Source organism: Kaistella soli (assembly GCF_019038595.1).
GTDB lineage: Bacteria > Bacteroidota > Bacteroidia > Flavobacteriales > Weeksellaceae > Kaistella > Kaistella soli.
This window is the reverse complement of record NZ_JAHOPF010000001.1, coordinates 448,322-466,804: the sequence shown is the minus strand read 5'-3', so window position 1 is coordinate 466,804 and position 18,483 is coordinate 448,322. Positions and strand designations below refer to the sequence as shown.

At 39.2% G+C, this 18,483-nt stretch carries 15 protein-coding genes; 4 read left to right on the top strand and 11 right to left on the bottom strand.

What is annotated here, in order from left to right; genetic code table 11:
- Window positions 1–8: 8 nt before the first annotated feature.
- The 6 genes from KSK37_RS02170 to KSK37_RS02145 form a co-directional block, all read right to left on the bottom strand.
- Window positions 9–1,529, bottom strand: coding sequence for an FMN-binding glutamate synthase family protein (locus KSK37_RS02170; RefSeq protein ID WP_088358108.1), 1,521 nt, complete (start codon window positions 1,527–1,529; stop codon window positions 9–11).
- Window positions 1,530–1,629: 100 nt separating this feature from the next.
- Window positions 1,630–3,957: a beta-glucosidase BglX gene (gene bglX, locus KSK37_RS02165; protein WP_217199176.1), complete on the bottom strand. Its 2,328-nt coding sequence runs from the start codon at window positions 3,955–3,957 to the stop codon at window positions 1,630–1,632.
- An 18-nt stretch (window positions 3,958–3,975) separates the two neighbouring features.
- On the bottom strand, window positions 3,976–4,680 hold the full coding sequence (locus tag KSK37_RS02160; RefSeq protein WP_217199174.1) for a carboxylesterase family protein: 705 nt from the start codon (window positions 4,678–4,680) through the stop codon (window positions 3,976–3,978).
- Between the two features lie 112 nt (window positions 4,681–4,792).
- Entirely contained in the window at window positions 4,793–6,169 is a 1,377-nt protein-coding gene (locus tag KSK37_RS02155; protein WP_217199172.1) for a glucoamylase family protein, read from the bottom strand.
- Window positions 6,170–6,266: 97 nt separating this feature from the next.
- A complete protein-coding gene (locus tag KSK37_RS02150) occupies window positions 6,267–7,685 on the bottom strand; it encodes a RagB/SusD family nutrient uptake outer membrane protein (protein WP_217199170.1) in 1,419 nt (472 codons plus the stop codon).
- 9 nt (window positions 7,686–7,694) lie between these two features.
- Window positions 7,695–10,514, bottom strand: a complete 2,820-nt coding sequence (locus tag KSK37_RS02145; protein ID WP_217199168.1) for a SusC/RagA family TonB-linked outer membrane protein — start codon at window positions 10,512–10,514, stop codon at window positions 7,695–7,697.
- Between the two features lie 189 nt (window positions 10,515–10,703).
- Here KSK37_RS02145 and KSK37_RS02140 point away from each other — a divergent pair, with 189 nt between their 5' ends.
- The 3 genes from KSK37_RS02140 (at window position 10,704) to KSK37_RS02130 (ending at window position 12,683) form a co-directional block, all read left to right on the top strand.
- Window positions 10,704–11,387, top strand: a complete 684-nt coding sequence (locus KSK37_RS02140) for a DUF4197 family protein (protein WP_088358112.1) — start codon at window positions 10,704–10,706, stop codon at window positions 11,385–11,387.
- Window positions 11,388–11,459: 72 nt separating this feature from the next.
- A complete protein-coding gene (locus KSK37_RS02135) occupies window positions 11,460–11,768 on the top strand; it encodes a DUF493 domain-containing protein (RefSeq protein WP_088358113.1) in 309 nt (102 codons plus the stop codon).
- 21 nt (window positions 11,769–11,789) lie between these two features.
- Entirely contained in the window at window positions 11,790–12,683 is an 894-nt protein-coding gene (locus tag KSK37_RS02130; RefSeq protein WP_217199165.1) for a TIGR01777 family oxidoreductase, read from the top strand.
- Window positions 12,684–12,694: 11 nt separating this feature from the next.
- On the opposite strand, the gene KSK37_RS02125 is transcribed toward KSK37_RS02130, so the two are convergent.
- The 4 genes from KSK37_RS02125 to KSK37_RS02110 all read right to left on the bottom strand — a co-directional run bounded on the left by KSK37_RS02125 (window position 12,695) and on the right by KSK37_RS02110 (window position 15,672).
- Window positions 12,695–13,042 (bottom strand): ArsC/Spx/MgsR family protein, encoded by a 348-nt coding sequence (locus tag KSK37_RS02125; protein ID WP_217199164.1) that lies wholly within the window; start codon window positions 13,040–13,042, stop codon window positions 12,695–12,697.
- A 79-nt stretch (window positions 13,043–13,121) separates the two neighbouring features.
- Window positions 13,122–13,736 carry a deoxynucleoside kinase gene (locus KSK37_RS02120; RefSeq protein ID WP_088358116.1) on the bottom strand — a complete coding sequence of 205 codons (615 nt, stop codon included), beginning with the start codon at window positions 13,734–13,736 and terminating at the stop codon, window positions 13,122–13,124.
- Between the two features lie 63 nt (window positions 13,737–13,799).
- Window positions 13,800–14,489 (bottom strand): hypothetical protein, encoded by a 690-nt coding sequence (locus KSK37_RS02115; protein ID WP_343216970.1) that lies wholly within the window; start codon window positions 14,487–14,489, stop codon window positions 13,800–13,802.
- Between the two features lie 160 nt (window positions 14,490–14,649).
- Window positions 14,650–15,672, bottom strand: coding sequence for a glutaminyl-peptide cyclotransferase (locus KSK37_RS02110; RefSeq protein ID WP_217199160.1), 1,023 nt, complete (start codon window positions 15,670–15,672; stop codon window positions 14,650–14,652).
- Window positions 15,673–15,790: 118 nt separating this feature from the next.
- On the opposite strand from KSK37_RS02110, the gene KSK37_RS02105 reads away from it, so the two are divergent.
- Window positions 15,791–17,422: a M1 family metallopeptidase gene (locus tag KSK37_RS02105; protein ID WP_217199158.1), complete on the top strand. Its 1,632-nt coding sequence runs from the start codon at window positions 15,791–15,793 to the stop codon at window positions 17,420–17,422.
- Window positions 17,423–17,475: 53 nt separating this feature from the next.
- Here KSK37_RS02105 and KSK37_RS02100 read toward each other — a convergent pair whose 3' ends face one another.
- Entirely contained in the window at window positions 17,476–18,411 is a 936-nt protein-coding gene (locus tag KSK37_RS02100; RefSeq protein ID WP_217199156.1) for a hypothetical protein, read from the bottom strand.
- Window positions 18,412–18,483: the final 72 nt, after the last annotated feature.

The following is an 18,483-nucleotide window of genomic DNA, read 5'->3' as shown; positions in this document are numbered from 1 at the left end:
TTGTATGATTAATATGGATTCGCTTTCTGCTTTACATTCCCTAAGATATCCGGGAAATATATATCAGCCAAATGTTCGAATTCATCACCTCTCATAAACATATCGGCATCTACCTGATCGTAAGAATCTTTTCCTGCAGCCGCAATCAGCTCATTGCAGGTGTGAAGTGTATTTTTATGAAAATGATATACTCTTTCGCTTTTATCCGTTACATCAAGACCTTTGATAAGCATCTTATCCTGTGTAGCAACTCCGGTCGGGCAGTTATTCGTATTACATCTTAATGCCTGAATACATCCAAGGGCAAACATAAATCCTCTCGCATTGTTACACATATCGGCTCCCATCGCTATTGCGCGCAGAATATCCAGACTTGTCAATACTTTTCCGCTCGCAATAATTCTTAATTTATCGCGGAGATTAAAGTTTTTCAGGGTTCTGTTCACAAATATCAAGGCAGGTTCCAAAGGCATTCCCACTCCGTCAGAAAATTCCGGCGGTGCAGCTCCTGTACCTCCTTCTGCCCCGTCAACAGTGATGAAATCAGGATAAATTTTAAGAACATTCATCTGTACACAGATATCTTCAAACTCTTTGGTATCACCAATACACAATTTGAAACCTACAGGTTTTCCGCCAGATAACTCTCTTAATTCCTGAACGAATCTCAATAAACCTGCAGCATCAGAAAACGCGGAATGCGAAGGTGGCGAAATAATGGTAAGTCCAGGCTGTACGTGTCTGATCGCCGCAATTTCCGGAGTATTTTTTGCACCCGGCAAAACCCCTCCATGGCCCGGTTTAGCTCCCTGAGAAATTTTAATTTCCACCATTTTAACATTAGGAATGCTCACATTCTTTTTAAAAATTTCCGGTGAAAATTTACCCTGTTCGTCTCTACATCCAAAATATCCGGTCCCAATCTGCCAGCATAAATCGCCGCCTTCCAAATGGTAGGGAGAAATTCCTCCTTCACCGGTATTGTGATAAAAACCGCCTTTTTTGGCACCTCTGTTCAATGACATCTGGGCACGGTCACTCAAAGACCCGAAACTCATGGCAGAAATATTAAATAAGGAAGCGTGGTATTTTTGGGTACACTGCTCGCCGCCTACCCAAACTCTGGGCAATTCCTCATTGGGAGATTTTGCATAGATGGAATGTTTGATTCCCTCATACTTTCTCTGGTTCACCTCCAGCTGAGTACCGAAAGGTACGGTATCACTGATGTTTTTTGAACGTCGGTACACAGCAGAACGCTGGTTTCTCGGGAAAGGTTTCCCGTCTGTTTCTCTTTCAATAAAATACTGCTGCATCTCCGGTGAAATCCCCTCAAAAAAGTAACGGAAATAACCGATTACAGGAAAGTTTCTAAGAATTGCATGTTTCGTTTGAAAGCAGTTGTATATTCCTACAGCATAAATGCAGGTTAATAAAATTGGAATCCAGTAATGGGCTTTGATAAGCAGCGATGTCGCCCAAACCAAAATTAAAATAACAATTCCCCATTTAATGAATTTGTCTCTCATTACATTTCGTTTTAGATTGACCGGCAAAATTAGCAATAAATAACCGACAAAAAAAACCGCTTTCACAAAAATGAAAGCGGTTTTTTACAGTTAATTTAGGTTATTTACTCCAGTTGATTTTAGTGTGCTGCACATCATTAGAACTGGTTCCGATCATGACGTCAAATTCGCCGGCTTCCCAGTCGAATTTCAGCGCATTATTGTAAAATTTCAGATCTTCTGGTGAGATATTGAAAGTGACTTTTTTGCTTTCCCCTTTCTTAAGAAAAACCTTCTGGAAACCTTTGAGTTCTTTCACAGGACGCGTGATACTTCCTACCATATCGCGGATGTAAAGCTGCACCACTTCTGCTCCATCGTAATTTCCGGAATTGGTAACCGTTACCGAAGCCTGAATGGTCTGATTTCCCTTCGGACTGGAATCTGAAACCGACATCGGGGAATAATTAAACTTCGTATAACTTAAGCCATATCCAAACGGATAAAGCGGTGTGTTGCATTCGTCCATATAATTGGAACGGAATCTCTCGTACTCGCATTTATCAGTCTTTTCCTGGCTTAAAGGTCGCCCCGTATTTTTATGGTTATAATAAATAGGAATCTGCCCTAAACTTCTTGGGAACGTAATTGGCAGCTTTCCTGACGGATTTACTTTCCCGAAAAGGACATCAGAAATTGCGTTTCCTGCTTCAGTTCCTGAAAACCAAACATTAAGAATAGCATCAGGAATATCTTTCATATTGGTCAAAGCCAAAGGTCTTCCGGTGAAAAGCACTACTGCGATTGGTTTGCCTGTTTTTTTAAGCTCTTTTAAAAGATCAATCTGAGACTGAGGAATATCAATTTCTGCTCTCGAAGATGATTCACCGCTCATTTCAGCGGATTCGCCAATTGCCAGAACGATAACATCCGCTTTGTTGGCGACATCAACGGCTTCTTTTAAAAGGACTTCTTTCGGACGGTTATCACGGTCGGTCAACTTTCCGTGGGCTGCGTAAATATTTTCAAGTTTTTCGCTGTAATCTATATTGGCGCCTTTTGCAGAAATAAATTTCACTTCTTTCCCAAAATTATCCTGCAGACCTTTCATTAAGGAAACCGCATCGGCGTGTTTTGCGGCAACGCTCCAGGTTCCGGCCATGTTCAGTGAGTTATTCACCAACGGTCCGATTACCGCAACGGTTCCTGATTTTTTTAGCGGAAGAACAGCATTTTCATTTTTCATTAAAACCATTGACTGTGCAGCGGCATTTCTTGCAATATTTCTGTTTTCCATGCTGTACACTTCTTTCTTAGCCAATTTCGCATCGCCATAACGGTAAGGATCATCAAAAAGACCTAAATCGTATTTCGCTTCGAGAATTCTTTTCGCCGCCAAATCGATCTCAGCTTGGGTAACTTTTCCTTCCTGCAAAGACTGTTTTAAAGTTTTCAAAAAACCTTCACCTACCATGTCCATATCAATTCCGGCTTTCAAAGCTAAGGCAGAAACCTGCTGTAAATCCCCCATTCCGTGGTCAATCATTTCATTGATTCCGGTATAATCAGTCACAACAAAACCGTCAAAGCCCCACATCTTTCTCAGAACATCGGTCTGAAGCCATCTGTTTCCTGTTGCCGGAATTCCGTCCACTTCGTTGAAAGAAGCCATTACCGATCCTACCCCTGCATCTACAGCGGCTTTATAAGGCGGAAAATATTCATTAAACATTCTTACATGGCTCATGTCCACGGTATTGTAATCACGGCCTGCCTCTCCGGCTCCGTAAAGCGCAAAATGTTTTACACAAGCCATAATGGTATTACTCAGCGAAAGATCTTTTCCCTGATAGCCATACACCATATGTTTGGCGATTTCGCTTCCGAGATATGGATCTTCTCCGGAACCCTCAGAAACTCTTCCCCATCTTGGTTCACGGGAAATATCAGTCATCGGAGAGAAAGTCCACGAAATTCCGTCTGAAGTGGCTTCTTTAGCAGCAACCCGTGCCGACTGCTGAATCAAATTCATATCCCAGGAAGCGGCCAAACCTAAAGGAATCGGGAAATTGGTTTCGTAACCGTGAATGACATCCATCCCGAAGATCAACGGAATTTTCAGACGGCTTTTTTCAACGGCAACTTTCTGAACGGCTCTGATCTTTTCGGCTCCTTTGATATTAAAAAGTCCGCCAACCAAGCCGTCTTCAATTTTTTTACCGATGTCAGAATTTTGGGCCTGCCCCGTCGTAAAATCTCCGGCGCTCGGCAAATTAAGCTGTCCGATTTTTTCGTCGACGGTCATTTTAGATAAAAGCGCATCAACAAAGATTTTCTTTTTCGCTTTGTACTGTTCGGTTTGGTAAGACTGAACAGGTTTTGTTACCATTTCCTGTGAAAGAAAACATGGTGACAGCGCCAGTGCTGCAATTAAAATCAGGTTCTTCATATTCTTTTACTTTTTATTTTAATTTTTTCTTTGAGAGAGCATCCATTCATACAGTTTCGGATCTGAATAGGTGGAATCCCATGAGTTGTGGTTATCATCCGGAAATATTGTCAATTCAACATTTTTATTGTATTTCTTTATTTCCTGATAAATTTCGATTGAATTTGCGGGAGATACAACATCATCGTTTCCCCCGTGAAAAATTTTCATAGGCAGATTTTTATACTGTTTGGCCCTCACTTTCATCAGCCGGTCTACCGGTGCGCAGACCGGAGCGACCGCGGAAAACATTTCGGGATGCTCCATGGCCAGCTTCAGTGTTCCCCAACCTCCCATGGACAGCCCGGTAAGAACAATCCTGGATTCGTCGATCTTATATTTCTGCTGAATATCTTTAATTAAATAATACACCGCTTCAGTATCCCACCAAACATTTTCCGGACATTGCGGTGCCAAAATAGCCACCGGTTCCTTTATTAAATTCTTGTAAGTGAACGGGCTGTGTGCTTTTACCATTTCCAAATCGGTTCCTCTTTCGCCCGAGCCGTGCAGAAAAACAATCAAGGGAACTTTTCCTTTTGCGTTCTGCGGATAATCTAAAACATAGGAAATCTTCTGGACTTTTTTAATTTCCTTATTGAATTCAGCTTTGATTTCCTGAGCATTTACCATGAAAGCCAATCCAAGAAAAACTGTTGACAGGTATTTTAATTTAAAGTTCATATTTTTATTGTTATTAAATTGCTCCTAGCCCCGATTGAAGCGGCATCCTTTTGTGCAGCGCAGCGGAACAAAAGATATAGCGGAAAGCGGGGAAAAGCTCCAAAAAAAACATTTATTTAATGTTATACTTTTCGGATTTAAAACTTAAATTTTTCAAACCTTCCCGGATTTCGGGTGCATTCATGAACAATTTCCAGATCAGTCCGGTGCGGTAATTTTCTATCATCGGCGAAATCGTTCCCTGATCGATGGCCAGATATCTTGGCGTAAACCAGTTGCCGTAATGTATGGAAGTTGCATCGTAAGGACCTGCGGAACCGATAAACTCGGGTTTTTCGGTGTAGATAAATCTAAGAAAATCCATCGATTCTTTTGGCGTATACGGAAAGCTGCTTAATGCCGCCGTCGGATTGATCACACCATTGTCGTTCGCGGGCGAATGTGCTGTGTAACCTGTTGACCCGTCCTCATTTCTGGTATAACCTGCGGTGTGACCCCAGTAATTTTTGCCGTAACCTTTCCAGTTTTTTGGATTTTCTTCGCTGTATTTATAGTCAATAAGCACATGGTTTCTATTGACATCAAAATAATTTTTAACTGTTTTATCTGACAAACCTGTAGGATCCAATCCGAGATAGGAATACTGAGACCAGAACAGCGGACCGCCATATTCTTCGGCGCCATTGTGTTTGAGATAAAGCGGAAGACCGTATTTTGTTTTATCCGTGGTGTAGGTTCCGTTTCTTGTCCAGCCTTTGTAGTAGGTTTCCGCATCGATAGGATGGGTTGGTGAGGAAGCCGCCAAAATGTAGGTTACAAGACATTCGTTATATCCTTCAAGGGGAAAATTCATCTCCCAGCCGTAAGTTGGTGACCAGTGCCAATAAAGGACTTTTTCTCCGCCTTTGGTGTACCAGTTCCATTCTACGCCTTTCCAGAGGTCGTCCATTTTTTTGGCAAGGAGCTTTTCTTCTTCGTCCCCGTTTTTGAAATATTCGCGTACGGCAATCATTCCCTGGACTAAAAATGCGGTTTCCACCAAATCTCCGCCGTTGTCTTTCTTACCAAAAGGAACGGTTTTCCCGGTTTCGCCATCAATCCAGTGTGACCATGCGCCGTGGTGACGGTCGGCATTTGCGAGGAAATCTGCCATTACTGTTAAACGTTTTACCGCCTCTTTTCTTGGAATAAAATTACGCTCCACGCCTACAATAATTGTCATTAAGCCAAATCCTGAACCACCTGTTGTGATTACATTTTTATCATTCTGCGGGTAGATATCGTCTTCATGATACCGTTCCCTGCCCAGCATTGAATTAGGTTCAGCAAAATCCCAGAAATATTTCAGGGCATCGTGCTGCACTTTGTTCATTAACTGTATATCGGCTGGAGTAGGTTTTAGTACCGACTCTGCCGTGGCTTTCTGCAGATTAGTGCAGGAGAGGGAAAAAGAACAGGTAAGTATTGCAGCAGCAATGAGTTTTTTCATTTTTTTTGATTTATGATTTTTTCAATCTTTTTAATGAGCCTGAATAAATGAAAAAGCCACCACATCAAAAATGTGGCAGCCTTTTTTATGACATCAATTAATATCCAGGGTTTTGGGTCAGTACTCCATTACTTTGGTTAATTTCTTTCAATGGAATTGGGAATAACTCATTTTTCCCTGCCGTAAAACCATAAGGAGCCAATACAGTTGCGGCCTGCCCAGTGCGGACAAGATCTACAAAACGGTCACCTTCCATAGCAAGTTCTACTCTTCTTTCATGCCAAATTGCAGCACGTAAATCTGCTTGTGTTGCGGCTGTTGTATCGGCAAGCTGTGCACGGTTTCTTACTTTATTAAGTGAAGTTTTGGCAGCGGCAGTATTTCCTAACTCATTTGCTGCTTCAGCATTAATAAGCAAAATTTCTGCAAATCTCAAAATTCTAATATTCTGAACTGAACCATAGCCACATGCATTATTATTCTGGGCAATTGGCACATAAATTTTCTGGTTGTAAGTATCTACAGAAAGAGGATCACCTTTTTTAATCAAATCGCCTTCGGGAGTTATTTCTCCTTCTCTCAGTATTGTCAATTCTTTTCTGATATCTCCTGGTTCAAAGGCATTTTCCAATGCAGCAGACGGTGTAAAGAAGCCCCATCCGAACTGATTTCTCACTCCCTGAACTTCAGCGTACTGTGAACCTCCAAATCCGGGAACACAACTGCAGTCTACTTCAAAAACAGACTCAGGACCGAACTCGCCTCCTAAACGGAAAACATGGTTAAAACTCGGATCCAGTGCATATCCCATTGACATTACCTGATTGGAAGTGTCATATGCTTTTTGCCAGTCCTTTTTATAAAGATACACCTTAGCAAGCAAACCCAGCGCTGCGCCTTTGGTAACCCTTCCCTGATCTAAAGCAGGATATGTTGCAGGAAGAACTGCCGAAACTTCAAGTAAATCTTTAATGATAAAGTCAAAAACTTCGGCCTGTGATTTTCTTGGAACATTATAATTTTCCTGCAAACCGTCAAATAACGGAACACCACCATAAATTCGGGCAAGATTGAAGTAAAAGTAAGCTCTTAACATTTTTGCTTCTGCAACAAGACGGGTTTTAAGATTTGCATCCATATCGATACCAGGAACCCGGGTAACAACCTGGTTACATCTTCCAATGGCCTGCCACTGTCCATTCCAGTACCCTGCAACTCCTTCATCACTTTGTGTATAAGTGAAATTATCATATACATTAATAAATGAAGCATCACCAGGATTAGAACCCTTCACCACATCATCGGCAGGAACTCCAAATAAAAACTGGTACGGGAATGCAGAATTGTCCCAACTTCTCAGAAAACTATAGATTGCACTGGTAGCTTTCATCGCATCATCTTTTGTCTGGAAAAATTCTGTAGCTTCCGTCTGTCCTTCTACAGGAATATCCAAGAAATCATCTTTACAGCTTAGAACTACGGAGAGCATTGCTGCTGCTAATATTATTTTTTTCATAATTCAATTTTAAAAAGTTAAAGTCATCCCAAAAGTGTAGATCGCTGCGATTGGATAGATATTATTATCAATTCCCATCTGTACTCTATCCGTATTCAGAATTTCTGGTGAAAAACCGTGGTATTTGAAACTTGTAAATGGATTCTGCGCGCTTACATAAATCCTCATTTTTTCAATATTCATCGATTGGGTAATATTTTTTGAGAAATTATATCCCATTAGAATATTTCTGATTCTGAAGAAACTTCCGTCTTCTACATAGAAACTGTTGGGTAAAATAATAGCCTGGTCGTTGGTGATCATCGCATAGGAATTTGATGTTCCTTCTCCGTGCCATCTGTTATTATACATATCCAGATCCCAGCTTTCGTTACTAAAACGCTGTTCGCGGTTATAATTGTAAATTTTATTACCGTAAACTCCTTGGAAATCTACCGCAAAATCGAAATCGGAAACATTTAAATTAAAACCAAATCCGTAAGTAAATTTAGGAACTGGACTTCCAAGGAATGTTTTGTCTCTTTCGTCAATAAGTCCATTGCCGTCTAAATCAGCAAATCTGAATCCGCCCGCTTTTTTTCCGTTTTGCGTTGGAGCAGCATTTACTTCGTTCTGGTTCTGGAAAATTCCTTCCACTTGATAACCATAGAAAGATCCCACAGGCTGCCCAAGCTGCAATCTAACTAATGTATTCCCGAATAAATGGGCTCCCGGCTCATTGAAAGACCCTCCATAAACCTCAGTAATTTGGTTTTTAAGTGTAGTGATATTACCATACAACCCAAAACGCACTTTTTCACTGATGTTTTTGTCAAAACTTACAGAACCTTCAAAACCCTTGTTATTAAAAGAGTAAGCATTGGTAACAAAATTGGAGTTGTTGCTGGCTCCTGAAATCGCTGGCTGATTAATGGCGTACACTATATCTTTGGAATCTTTGTCAAAATAGGTCGCTTCAATTTTTAATTTATTCTGCAGAAAAGCCATTTCAATTCCGAAATCTTTACCTTCTGTCGTTTCCCAGCCGATCGTTGGATCAATTACTTCTGTAATCGTTTCCGCATTATAACCGGCACCGCCATAATAAGCTCCGTCATTGAAAACCGTTGTTGTAAGTGTATACTTTCTTGGCACTTCCGGATTTCCAAGTTTACCCCAGCTTGCTCTCAATTTTAATAAATCAAAAACATTCTGTTGACTCATGAAATTTTCTTTGGATATTACCCAACCTGCACTTACCGCGGGGAAGGTTCTATACCGGTCATCGGAAGAAAAACCTGTAGCACCATCTCTTCTCACTGATGCATTTAATAAGTATTTCCCTGCATAATCATAATTGATTCTGCCAAAAAGTGATTCAATTCTGTTTTTATAAGGATCTAATTTTCCGGCGTATTGGATATTGTCTCTAACGAACAAATCTGCTCCCGAAAACACATCCAGTGAACTGTCATTCCCGTTAAAATTTACGTCCCATGATTTTCTGTAAACTCCGTTATGATGGTCCTCAGTTCGGGAAAAACCTCCCAGAATTTCTAAGTTATGGTTATTTATGGTTTTTTTCCATTTAAGCGTGTTATCCCAAACATAACTTTTATAAAAAAGATCGAAATCTTCAAGAGTCGCTCTCGTTGGAGTACCGTTAGGGTTATAATTATTTATCGCGTTGTAGTCATATTTATTAATATTTCTATGATCTAAAGCATAACTGATTCTTAAGGTAAAATCTTTCAGGAATTTAACTTCTCCCCAAACATTTTCTAAAATACGGTTTTCGTCATTCTTAGATCTTAATAAATCCAAAGTTGCGCGTGGGTTGGCTATCGATACGACAGAAAAATAATCGTAATTCCCTGTTGCCGGATTAATAGGATAATAAATCGGTGGAGCTCCGTATGCTGTTAACAATGGATTATTAGCGTTATTGGTATTGATTTGACTCCATGTGAAGTTATTACCTACCGTAATGTTCGGGTTAATTTTATAGGTAAGGTTCGCTCTTGTTGTAAATTTCCTGAAATCATTTCCTGAATTCACGCCACGTCCTGCAGCAAGAGTTCCGCCATCATTTAAATATCCTACACTTAAAAAATAACCTAAATCTTTCAGTTTTCCGGCAGCAGAAAAATCAGTTGAATTAATAATTCCGGGGTTGAAAACTTCTTTAAACCAATCTGTATCTGCTGCAATTTTAGAACGGTCCAAGAATTTAGTTGGGTCCGTCACGCCATCGTTTCTCAGCTTTTCATTATACAGCTCAACGTACTGATCAGAATTTACCATTTTAGGAATATTCGTTACTGTTTTTATCCCCACATAAGTGTTGAAATTAAATACAGTCTTTCCTTTTCCTGATTTGGTTTTAATAATGACGGCACCGTTTGATGCCTGCGCACCGAAAATTGCCAAACTCGAAGGATCTTTCAAAATACTCATCGATTCAATATCCTGAGGATTCAGAAACGAAATATCATTGGTAATCATCCCGTCTACAATAAATACCGTTTTACCGGAAATAGAACTGATCCCCCGTATATCCACTCTCGGCGATCCTCCAGGCGCACCGGAATTTAAGATTTGCACACCCGCAACCTTACCCTGTATTGAACTTATTGGATTAGGGTTCGGCTTATCTGCCAAATCTTTTGCACTAATTAAACCAATACTTCCGGTGACATTCTCCTTTTTTTGGTTCCCATAACCAATCATCACCACCTCTTCAATTTTCTGTTCTTTTAAAGAGTCCTGTGAAACGACCTGCGCACTGACATTCATACCGAAGTATAACGCAGCAACCAAGCAAGGTGCTTTTAAATTAATGTGTTTCATATAGTAGTTTTTGTTTTTAAAATCCGGGTTATAATTTAACTTTTCGGCTTTATTATCTCAAAGTTAGAAAATAAAATTAACATCATGTTAACTTTAATTTAAAATTATGTTAATCCCTTGATTTCGGGTCTTTTAAAATTGGCTTAATTTTTGAGAAACAATACCCATTAACTTCAAAAAAAAATCAGCATGAGAAGAAATACAATATTAGTGGCAACAATGGCTGTTGCTACCCTAGGAACCACTACACAATCCTGCCTGGCTTTGGCCACATCCAGTGTAGGTTTAGCAGTTTTGAAACAGATTCTTCTGGGAGGAATTACAAAAGGACTCAATATTTTCAGCAATAAAGACAGTTTTCTCGCCAATCAGCTTATTGACGCTGCACTTCCTCAGCAGCTAAAAGATGTGAACAGCACTTTACAGAAACTGGGTCTGAACAATTTAGTACAAAAAGAAAAAGAATATATCGCGCAGGCTGCGGCTTTTACCGTAGACACTTCGCGGCCAATTCTGGTGAATGCAGTGAACAGTCTTACTGCGGAGGACGCGGCAAGAATCGCGCAGGGAGGAACCGGTGCTGCAACTCAAATTCTCAAAGAAAGAACTTCTGAACAGTTAATGGCTGCAATTGCACCGAAGGTAGATGCAAAACTGAATGAGTTCGGGCTTGTAAGTTCATTAAACAGTGCTTTGGCAGGATCCAATATTTTGGGTTCCATTTTTGGAGGACAGAACTCCAACAGTTCAATTACTGGCGGAATCAGCAGGTTTGCCTCTCAACAAATGGTTAACGGTCTTTTCAATATTATTCAGAGCCACGAGCAGCAGAATTCAGCAACAATCCTGAATTCTTTGAGCGGCATGAAGTAATCTGAAAAAATATCTTTAATTTTGAGTTTCCGCTTTGTCGGAAACTTTTTTTAAACACTTAAAACAAAAGAAATGGTCAATATCATTGATAACCAAACCAATTTAAATCCGGACGAATTTTATGCCTCACTGAAAGAAAAACTGGAGGCTACCCACAATTTTCCGGAAGATTATCTTTTTAAATTCATCATTACTAACGAAGAAGCGAAACACACCGAAATCTACAGGGTTTTTGATGACATAAAGTTCACGCTGAACACCAAAGAAAGCAAAAACGGAAAATATACTTCCATCAGCATTAACGCTTTTGTGCTTGACGCAGATCAGGTTATTAAAATTTACAAAGAGGTAGGAAAGATCCAGGGCGTAATGATGCTTTAAAAGCTGAAAAACAGAAGAAAAATGAATGTTTTGATCACAGGCGGAAACGGGCTGATTGGGCAATCTTTAGTGAAAAAACTCAGAGAAAGAAATCATACGGTCCGGATCTTAACCAGAAGCAATGCTGTAAAACCTGATGAATTTCAGTGGAACATCGCCGAGCAGTTTATTGACGAAAAAGCCTTTGAAAATCTGGATTCTATCATTCATCTTGCCGGTGCAAGCATCAGTGAAAAATGGACAGATGAATATAAAAAGGAATTATTCGCCAGCAGGATTAATACTGCCGAACTTTTAAAAAAATATTGCGTTAAACACAACATTCATCTAAAATCCTTCATTTCCGCTTCAGGAATCAATTATTACGGAACTTTTACTTCTGATCAAATTCTGGACGAAAACTCCGGAATTATCAAACATGATTTTCTGGCAAAACTTTGTGAAGACTGGGAGAAGTCTGCCAATCGTTTTTCTGATATAGCTGATAAAGTCGTGTGTTTAAGGACTTCTATGGTTTTGGCAAAAAATGGCGGTGGATTTCCGATGTTGAAAAAGACAGTGGATTTCAACATCGGTTCTGCGGTGGGTTCGGGAAAACAGTGGATGAACTGGATCCACATTGACGATCTGGTCGATATGTATGTTTTTGCTCTTGAAAACCCTCAGATAAAGGGAAAATTTAATGCAGTTGCAGATGAAATCCCCACCAATGAAAAGTTTATGAAAACGCTTGCCGATATTTCCGGAAAGTCTTTCCTTCCCATCAATGTTCCCGGCTTCGTTATGAAATTAATTTTTGGGGAAATGAGTTCAATTATTCTTGAAGGAACCCGCGCTTCCAATAAAAAAATCAAATCACTGGGATTTGATTTTAAATATTCGAAACTTGAAAAAGCTTTTGAAAGCTTAAAATAAATTTCTATTTATTAATTTTCAATAAAAAATTTTACATTTTCAACAGGTCTTGCGATCATTGCAATATGCCCTTTGATGAGAATCGGCCGCTGAATTAATGATGGATTTTCAATCAATATCTTTACCCATTCATCGTCTGACAGTTCCTTATCTGCATATTTTTCTTTATACAAAGGATCACTTTTACGGATCAGGCCGTGAACATCGGTGTTAAGTTTTTTCAGAATCGTTTTCAGTTCCATTTCAGAGAGCGGATTTTCAACAAAATCTATAATCTCAAACGGAACATTATTTTCGTCCAGATGCTCTAAAATCGCACGGGATTTTGAACACGAATGATTATAAAGAACTTTTATCATGACGTTTAGTTTTTTAATGATATAATGTTAATTTTCTGAAAACCTGCTGTCAAAGCTCAGATTAACATTTCACATTAATCTAAAACAATCCGTGCAATTCTGTTTCTATTCTTTCCAAAATATACCCGAAATCTTCAGGTCTTTCCACAAAATCCAAATCATCAACTTCAATAATCAGCAATTTTCCTTCTTTGTAGCCCGAGATCCACTTTTCATATTTCTGGTTGAGTTTGGAAAGATATTCAATGGAAATCGTTGCTTCATAGTCGCGTCCGCGTTTGTAAATTTTCTTTACCAGATTGGGAACATCCGACTTCAGATAAATCAGCAAATCCGGTGCCGAAACGAAACTTTTCATCAAATCAAACACAGCAGAGTAATTATTAAAGTCACGGTCAGTCAGAAGGCTCATATCATTAAGGTTTTCAGCGAAAATGTGGGCATCTTCATAGATCGTTCGGTCCTGAATAATATTTTTGCCACTGTCGCGGATTTCTTTAACCTGTCGGAAACGGCTTCCAAGAAAGTAAATCTGCAGCGCAAAACTCCACTTGCTCATATCCGCATAAAAATCTTCCAGATAAGGGTTATGATCTACATCCTCGAACTGCGCATCCCAACCGTAATGTTTTGATAACATCGTTGTTAATGTAGTTTTTCCCGCGCCGATATTTCCTGTTACCGCAATGTGCATTCCTAAATTTGTTTAAAAGTTCGGTGAAACTTGCCGGTAAAGCATAATAAAAATGAAATATTTTTACTTCTTTGCCGGCTCTTTTTGAATGGGGTAAAGATAAAGTTTGTTGTCTTTGATAACAAAATTAGAAGCTGAGTTTTTATCCACAATTTGCGCTTTTTCTTCTTTGAAAACAGTAATCAGTGAATTGCTGACGAGTTTTTTAACCGCATTTTTGCTGAGAACCAGAATATTGTCGTTCTCCCGTCGGAGACGTTTTCCGTTTTCGGAAGGAATCTCAAATATTTTTTCTGATTTGAAATTATAGCCAGAAAAATGATTTTTGGTTAAAACGTATACTTTATTGTTATAAGCAAGAAGATCGATGATATGCTCAAAATCAATATCAAAAGGATATGAATTGATAATTCTGTCGTCCCGGAAAGCATACTGGATCAAACGTTTGCTGCTTTCATCCAGCAGCCAGATCTGCTGTAGATCCTCAGCATACGCCATTTTGATCATTCCAAATTTCTGACGGAAATTTACGGTTTGAATTTCATTTAAATTCTGATCATATAATTTCAGTTCCTGCGCATTTTCCGAAAAAGAAGGAATATTCAAAGGATTCTGCACCGACTGAATTTTAAAAGGAAGTGCAAACATCAGTTTCCCTTTCTGTTTCCCGAGCGAGTCATATTTAGTAAAACTGAAATCTTTGCTTTTATAGAGATAAATATTTCCGTAATCGTCCGCAAATAAATCTTTCACATCTTTTAATCGCAAAGAGTCAAAAGGCAGATTTTGCTGAGCCGAAAAGCCGCAGCAGATAAAAAAGAATATGAAAGGTATAATTTTCAAACTGAATGATTTTATCAAATATAAAAAATGACGTCGATAAAAACGTCATTTTAAGATACAGTCAGTAATTTTACTTGATTACGACTTCGTAAATCTTGTCCCAGTTCTTTCCCGTGACCAACATATTGTCGCCTTTGAAAGCGATTCCGTTGAGAACGTCGTCCTCATTTGTCGTGTGACGTTTTGCAATTTCTGAGAAATCAAATTTTCCTACCACTTCGCCGTTTGCCGGATTTATTTTGAGGATAATCGGTTTTTGCCAAACGTTGGCATAGATAAACCCATTATGATATTCCAGTTCATTAAGCTGCTCGTAAGCCTCGGTACTGCCTGCCACCGAAATATAACGGACGATTTTTGAAGGATCATTCACATCAAGAAAATAGATATTTTTGGTTCCGTCAGAAAGGATCAGGTTTTTACCGTCATAAGTTAAACCCCAACCTTCGCCAATCACATTTGGATAAGCAAATTCCCTGATGAGGCTTAAATCGCTTTTATTGTAAACAAAACCTTTTTTATTCTTCCAGGTCAACTGATATACTTTGTCGCCAACAATAGCTGCACCTTCAGAAAAAATCTCTGCAGACTGCGGTGTTGAAACCAAAGGAGTTGTGGTTCCCAGATTATACTTCATTATTCTCGAAGAGCCGTTTTGACCGTCAGATTCATATATTACATTTCCTTCAATCTGAAATCCCTGAACGAAATTTTTCGGATCGTGGGGATAGTCTTTGACAATCTCATAACTGAGTTTTGCTTCCGGGTTTTTAGCAAAAACATTGATGGTAGCATCCTGAGTAAGAAATTCTCCGTTTTTCTTTTTGATATTAAAAGTTACCGCATTATCACCCAAAGTGAAAAATTTCGGGTCTACGACAAGGCTGGAAGTTTCTTTATCGCCAAAACTGATCGAAATACTTTCAGCATTATCAGTAACTTCTTTCGGAAGTGCCAAAGCGTCACCAAAATGATAACCTTTGGCTTCCATTGTGGTGTTATACTCATTTAAAGTATTGAGAATTTCCTTGTCTTTATTACAGGAAAAAAGCAAGGTGAAAGCCAAAACAGCAATAAGGTTTCTAATTTTCATTCAGATAATTTTTTCAAAAATACTCATTTTTCCGAACACAAAGCGAGCCAAAGCGGAAAAGGATATTTTCTGCATTCAAATAATATTTATCTTTGTTTTCGCTATACTCAAAATTAATATGAAAAAACTTACGTTTGCCGCACTTATTTTACTGTACGGAATTTCCTCTGCGCAAAATCTCTTCCCAAAAAATGATGCTCCTCAAAGAGAAGATTCCCTGAAAGGCTCCAACACTTCATTCAGGAATTTTTGGGATGTGAAAAAATATGAACTTTCCGTTGAACCCGATTTTGATAAAAAATCAGTTTCAGGAACCAATAAAATTACTTTTGAAATCACAAAAGATGTTACGAATCCGGTATTTCAAATTGATCTGCAGCAGCCGATGAATTATAAACTGATTGGTTCTGATAAAAAATACACTTCAAAAAGAGACGGTGATTTCATTTTTATTGAAGCAAAAAAAACTATTAAGAAAGGTGACACCTGTTCATTCAACATTCAGTTTTCCGGAAATCCGAAGATCGCCAAAAAAGCGCCTTGGGACGGCGGCTGGGTTTTCAGCAAAGACAATAACGGAAACCCTTTTATCAGTGTTGCTCAGGAAGGTGAAGGTGCATCCGTTTGGCTTCCCGTAAAAGATATCTGGAGCGACGAACCCGACCGCGGAATCGTGATGAAAATTATTACGCCCAAAGATCTCGTGGGTGTCGGAAACGGCCGCCTTATTAAAAAGACCAGCGAGAAAAACAGAAATATCTTCACCTGGGAAGTGAAAAACCCAATCAATGCCTACTCTATTGTTCCGAATGTTGGGAAGTATGTGAATTTTAAAGATTCTTATGACGGCGAAAAAGGAAAACTCGATTTAGATTACTGGGTTTTGGATTATAATTTAGAAAAGGCGAAAAAGCAGTTCCAGCAGGTAAAACCAATGATGAAGGCTTTTGAATATTGGTTCGGGCCTTATCCTTTCTACGAAGATTCTTATAAATTGGTCGAAAGCCCTTATTTGGGAATGGAACATCAGAGCAGCGTTGCGTACGGAAATAACTACGCAAACGGTTATTTAGGAAGAGATTTGTCCGGAACCGGAGTTGGCCTAAACTGGGATTTCATTATTATTCACGAAACCGGTCACGAATGGTTTGCAAACAATATCACGGCCAAAGACCAGGCCGATATGTGGGTTCATGAAGGATTTACCAGTTATTCGGAAACCCTTTTCACAGAAAACTATATGGATAAAGACGCTGCAGAAAAGTATATTATCGGCGTGCGGAAAAGCATTCAGAATGACAAACCGATTATCGGGCATTACGGCATAAGAAACGAAGGGAGCAGCGATATGTATCCTAAAGGCGCCAATATGCTTCACACCATTCGACAGGTGATTAATGATGATGAAAAATTCAGGCAGATCTTAAGAGGTTTGAATAAGGATTTCTACCATCAGACCGTCACGACGAAGCAGATTGAAGATTATATTTCGCAGAAATCCGGTATTGATTTTTCCTCAGTTTTCAATCAGTATTTACGAACGGTAAAAATCCCAAACCTTGAATATTCGCAAACCGGAAACATCCTGAAATTCCGTTACAGCAATGTGGTTGATAAGTTTTCGCTTCCTTTGAGGCTTAAAGATAATCAACTGATCAATCCTACCACCGAATGGCAAACGGTGAAACTGAACAGTGAAAATCCGGTGGAATTTAATCCGAATTACTACGTGATTTACAAGAAAATATAAAACTTAATTTGACAAAAGAGGCGGCTACACAAAGTCGCCTCTTTTTATTAAGTTTAATTACAGTTGAGCATATCCGAAAGCATCAGTCTCTGGCTGGAAGTGTTCGCCGGAACCGCGACATGATCGGACGGAATGAAATTCACAGAAGATACGGTCGAAGGCACATAAATTTTCACCTCCATCTCCCGGTACCCATGCGGTTGGTAAGATATCCAATATCCTTCGGGCTGCAGACCCCATGTACCGTACTGCACGTCAGATTTCTCGGGATTGATGCCTGAAATCATTGCAAGTCTTTCAAGATCGGCATAATTTGAGGAAGACGTACTGAAAAAATTTCTGATCTTATTTTCAGCATCCAAAGCGACCTGCACGGGCTGCAGAAGATTGCTTTTCGCTTTATCCATAACGCTTGCGGGAATAAAATCGAGACCCATTTTTGAAAGTTTCAAAAGCTGGTCTTTCGACAGCAGTTTAGCTGCTACCAGTTTACTTTCATTATCCAGATTTTTTAAACTTGATTTTGCAATAACTGCCCAAATTAACGACTGCACTTTCTGCTGCGGAATCTCCTGATTGTTATACCAGTTTTTCACTAATGCGTCAATGATTTCTTTTTTCGGCCCTTTTAATGGAGCATAAATATATCCATCTCCTTTGCTTGGCGCGTAAGTTCCTGCTTTCAGACAGAAGCTTTTCAGTTTAATCTGGTAGAAGCCGGGTTTCAGAATATATCCGTCAGTCTGAGAAAATTTCTCATTGCACAGATCGGTAAATTTTTCATTCACTCCAAAACCTGGACTTTTCACGTCTGTTGTATTGCAGTCTTTAAAATTGGTAGTAATGGCTTCAGTGGTAATGGCATTAATCACTTTTTCGCCGGCGAAAGACATTGTTTTGTCTTTAACCTTATCTTTCAGCAAGTCCAGAATCTGTGCATTAGAACACATAAAAGTTATTAAAAAAGAAAGGAAAATTAGTTTTTTCATGATAAATATTATTAGTTTCCTACGAAATTACATAATATTTATGAACTGATAAACAGAGGTTTACCTTAAAAA